This window comes from Actinomycetes bacterium, assembly GCA_036510875.1.
Taxonomy (GTDB): domain Bacteria; phylum Actinomycetota; class Actinomycetes; order Prado026; family Prado026; genus DATCDE01.
The window spans coordinates 1-3,410 of record DATCDE010000104.1 but is presented as its reverse complement, the minus strand read 5'-3'; the positions used below and the strand labels follow the sequence as shown (position 1 = coordinate 3,410).

5 protein-coding genes are annotated in these 3,410 nt (G+C 68.9%); all 5 read left to right on the top strand.

Translation table 11 applies throughout. The features are described from left to right. Window positions 1–498: vitamin B12-dependent ribonucleotide reductase (locus VIM19_05775; protein HEY5184407.1), on the top strand; the 498-nt coding region annotated here is incomplete at its 5' end. Window positions 499–792: 294 nt separating this feature from the next. Then, window positions 793–1,557, top strand: coding sequence for a hypothetical protein (locus VIM19_05770; protein HEY5184406.1), 765 nt, complete (start codon window positions 793–795; stop codon window positions 1,555–1,557). Beyond that, the gene (locus tag VIM19_05765) at window positions 1,554–1,832 is read left to right on the top strand and encodes a hypothetical protein (GenBank protein HEY5184405.1); all 279 of its coding nucleotides are present in this window, start codon (window positions 1,554–1,556) and stop codon (window positions 1,830–1,832) included. Before VIM19_05770 ends, VIM19_05765 begins: the two co-directional genes overlap by 4 nt. Before the next feature lie 155 nt (window positions 1,833–1,987). After that, window positions 1,988–2,605, top strand: coding sequence for a hypothetical protein (locus VIM19_05760; GenBank protein HEY5184404.1), 618 nt, complete (start codon window positions 1,988–1,990; stop codon window positions 2,603–2,605). Next, window positions 2,602–3,234 (top strand): RES domain-containing protein, encoded by a 633-nt coding sequence (locus tag VIM19_05755; GenBank protein HEY5184403.1) that lies wholly within the window; start codon window positions 2,602–2,604, stop codon window positions 3,232–3,234. The genes VIM19_05760 and VIM19_05755 overlap by 4 nt, the downstream gene beginning before the upstream one ends. The last annotated feature ends 176 nt before the right edge of the window (window positions 3,235–3,410 follow it).

Genomic DNA, 3,410 nt, shown 5'->3' with positions numbered 1-3,410 from the left:
TCGATCGGCCTGCAGTACGGCGTGCCGCTGGAGACCTTCGTCACCAAGTTCACCAACCTGCGGTTCGAGCCGGCCGGCATGACCGACGACCCGGACGTCCGGATGGCTCAGTCGATCATGGACTACATCTTCCGGCGGCTGGCCTTGGACTACCTGCCCTTCGACGAGCGGTCGGCCCTCGGCATCTATACCGCGGAGGAGCGCACCCGGGCCCTGGACACCGGCTCCTACGAGCCGCTGGACGTGGGGGACGAGGACCTCGAGTCGCTGGCCCAGTCCGCTCCGGTGGCGCCGGTGGTCGAGTCAGCCGCGCCCACGACGCACCACTCGGTGGCCGAGCCGGCCCCGGCCGGTGTGCACTCCTCGGCCGAGCTGATGGAGAAGTTCACCGGGACGGCGGCCGACGCGCCGATGTGCTTCACCTGTGGCACCAAGATGCGCCCGGCCGGCAGCTGCTACGTCTGCGAGGGGTGCGGCGCAACCAGCGGCTGCAGCTGATGTAGTCGATCAAACAATGTCCTGCGGGGCCGCGTCACCGATGACATTGTTTTGGTCACGAATGACATTGTTTTGGTCAGCATGACATTGCGTGCGTCGGTCAGGAGGCCTGGGTCATAGCCCGGGCCTCCTGGCTGTCGAGGCGCCAGGGACCCAGCGAGGGCAGGGAGCAGCTCCTCTGCAACCGCTGCCCGTGTCGAAGTCAGAGTCGGTCACCCGTGTGGGGTTGCCTCGAAGTCGGAGAGCCCGGCTAGGTTGATAGCCACAGGTCGAGGTGCCCATGGTAGGGGAGCGGTGAACGACGAAGACATCGTGGACGGTCGAAGGCCGGGAGGTGCCAACACCAGCCACACCATTGCGATCGAGCTCTTGAAGCGGCTTCTGGCTGCTGTCCCTCTAGAGGCTCCGAGAGAGGCGTACCTAAGAGCAGCGATCGAAGCCAACGTCCTTGGGCGAGCCACGGTCGAGGGGCGACGGCGCGCAGTCCGCTACCTGCGCGAGCTCTACCTGCTGGACCCGTCGCGAATCTTGTTCCGTGCGCTGCGCGACCTTTGGGACGAAGACCCAGAGGCGCAGGCCCAGCTTGCAGGGCTGTGTGCCTTTGCGCGTGATTCTGTCTTCCGTGCCTCAGCTCCCGCCGTACTGGACGCACCCCCTGGAGAGTTGGTCAACTCCGCTGATCTGACTGCTTCCGTGCAGAAGGCGTTCCCCGATACGTACAACCAGGCGACCGCCGCCAAGATAGGCCGAAACGCTGCCTCGTCCTGGACCCAGACCGGCCACCTTGAGGGACGCGTCACGAAGTTGCGTCAGATCCTCGAAGCTAGACCAGCGAGCACCGCATACGCCTTGCTGCTCGGACACCTGCAGGGCGGTCGAGGTCAGGCTGCCTTCAACACTTCGTGGACGGGTTTCCTGGACCTCAGCCCGTTTGAAGCGGAGTCCCAGGCTGACCGAGCCGGTCAGCGCGGTTACCTCGAGCTCAAGAACGCCGGGGGGGTGGTCGAAGTCGGATTCCGACACCTGCTCCGACCGATCGACACGGGGGACCGGTCATGAGCCAGATCGACAGACTCATCTCCGCCTTCGAGCGGTTCGTTGACCTGCCTTGGGATGGCTTCGTCGCCCCGCCCCAGCGGGTCTGGATGATCGTCTACTCGCCGATGGACGAACGCAGGTTGCGAGCTCGCGTGGTCCAGTTCGAGACCGCTACCAAGGGTGCTGGTCACAGCTGGAAGCTCGTCGATGTCGCCGACGCCTTCGGTCGCTGGATCGGGCAGCACCCGTACCGCGAGACTAAGTCCCAGGCCGACTGGGTTCGTGACCGGCTATAGAAGAGCGGCTGTCCGCTTGAGCTGCGGGTGGCCCACGGACATCCGGCATGCCGGCAGCAGCAGACTTGCGAGACGGTGGCAGCAGTCGGATGGTTGACAGGGTTGACGCGCGGGGTACATTTGCGGTTGACAGGGTTGGCATGAGGGGAGTCCGGATGCCATCGCAGCGAGCCGGCGTGGTCGCCACGCGAGCGCGGACCCGGCCGACGGTGGCCGACGACCCGGTCGCCCGACTGACGGCCGCGCTGCCGACCCTGCCGCGCAGCCACGTCAGCCTGATGGCGGAGATGCTGCGCGAGCTCACCCGGCGCGACCCGGAGGGGACCGTGCTCGAGCGCAGCGACGACCTGCAGCGGCTCGCCGAGCAGGCGGCCGACCGCATCGTCGATGCGGCTGATGTCTGGGTCGAGCACCTCGGCGAGTTCTACGACACCTCCGGGGTGGCCGAGCTGCTGGCCCCGGCCGGCGAGAGGATCAGCCGGCAGGCGGTCCACAAGCGCAAGGGGCTGCTGGCGCTGACGACTGGGGACGGCAAGACCGTGTACCCGGCGTTCCAGTTCCGCGCTCGGCGCCCGGCGCCCGGGCTGGCCGAGGTGCTGGCCCTGCTGCCCGAACGGCTGGTGTCCGCGTGGACGGTCGCGTCGTGGCTGCGCACTCCGGATGTCGACCTGGACGGCCAGGCGCCGATCGACGTGCTGTTCGAGTCCGGCCCGGAGGGCCGCGTCGCGGTGAGCACCGCCGCCCGGGACTGGGCCGCCGCCCTCAGCCGATGAGCCTGGGACCGCCGCCGGCCGACCTGACGGGGTTCCCCCTCCGACCACCGAGGCGCGCCCCGCGGACGCTGTACCGGCTGTACTGGCATCGCAACCGCGCGGGCGCGCTGAACTCGGCCTGGAACTTCACCAGCGACCCTCCGGGGGCCAACCGCTTCGACCTGCCGGCCCCCGCCGGCACCTGCTACTGGTCGGACGTCGCCTACGGCGCGTTCGTGGAGGTCTTCCGCGGGCTGCGGGTGATCGACCCGTCGGACGTCGACCGGCGCCGGTTGTTCGTCGCCACCCCGCCGGGCCTGCGTCTGGCCGACACCACGGCCCCGCGTGCCTGCTCCTTCGGCGTCACCGTCGAGCTGCCCGCCATCACGCCGTACGACCTGCCGCAGCAGTGGGCGACACGGCTGGCCAGTCTAGGCGTGGACGGGCTGGTCGCGCTGTGCCGGCACGACCCCAGCGGGAACGCCCGCACCGTTGCGATCTTCGGGCGGGCCGGCACGCCCGCCCGCCGCGCCCGGCGGCGAGTCCGGCGCACCCGGATGGACCGCGACCCGACGCTGACGGCGGACCTGCGCCGGCTCGGCGTGCGGACGGTCCCCATCCCGTTCAGCGTGCCGACCGTGCGACCGTAGCGCCGCTGAACCCCCTGCTGTCGGGGCCAGGCAGGTACCGAACTGACACCACTACGGCCGGAACAGCGCGACGTGGCGCCAGGTCGCTGAGGTGGAAGACCGGACGTGCCGATAGTGGGCTTCAATCGGCTGTCGGTGTCATAGGCGGTGGACGGCTTCGAAGGCTAGCCAGAACA

Excerpts from the sequence above, each read along its gene's own strand:
- VIM19_05765 (HEY5184405.1), top strand. The coding sequence starts at position 1,554 with ATGAGCCAGATCGACAGACTCATCTCCGCCTTCGAGCGGTTCGTTGAC.
- VIM19_05760 (HEY5184404.1), top strand. The coding sequence starts at position 1,988 with ATGCCATCGCAGCGAGCCGGCGTGGTCGCCACGCGAGCGCGGACCCGG.
- VIM19_05755 (HEY5184403.1), top strand. The coding sequence starts at position 2,602 with ATGAGCCTGGGACCGCCGCCGGCCGACCTGACGGGGTTCCCCCTCCGA.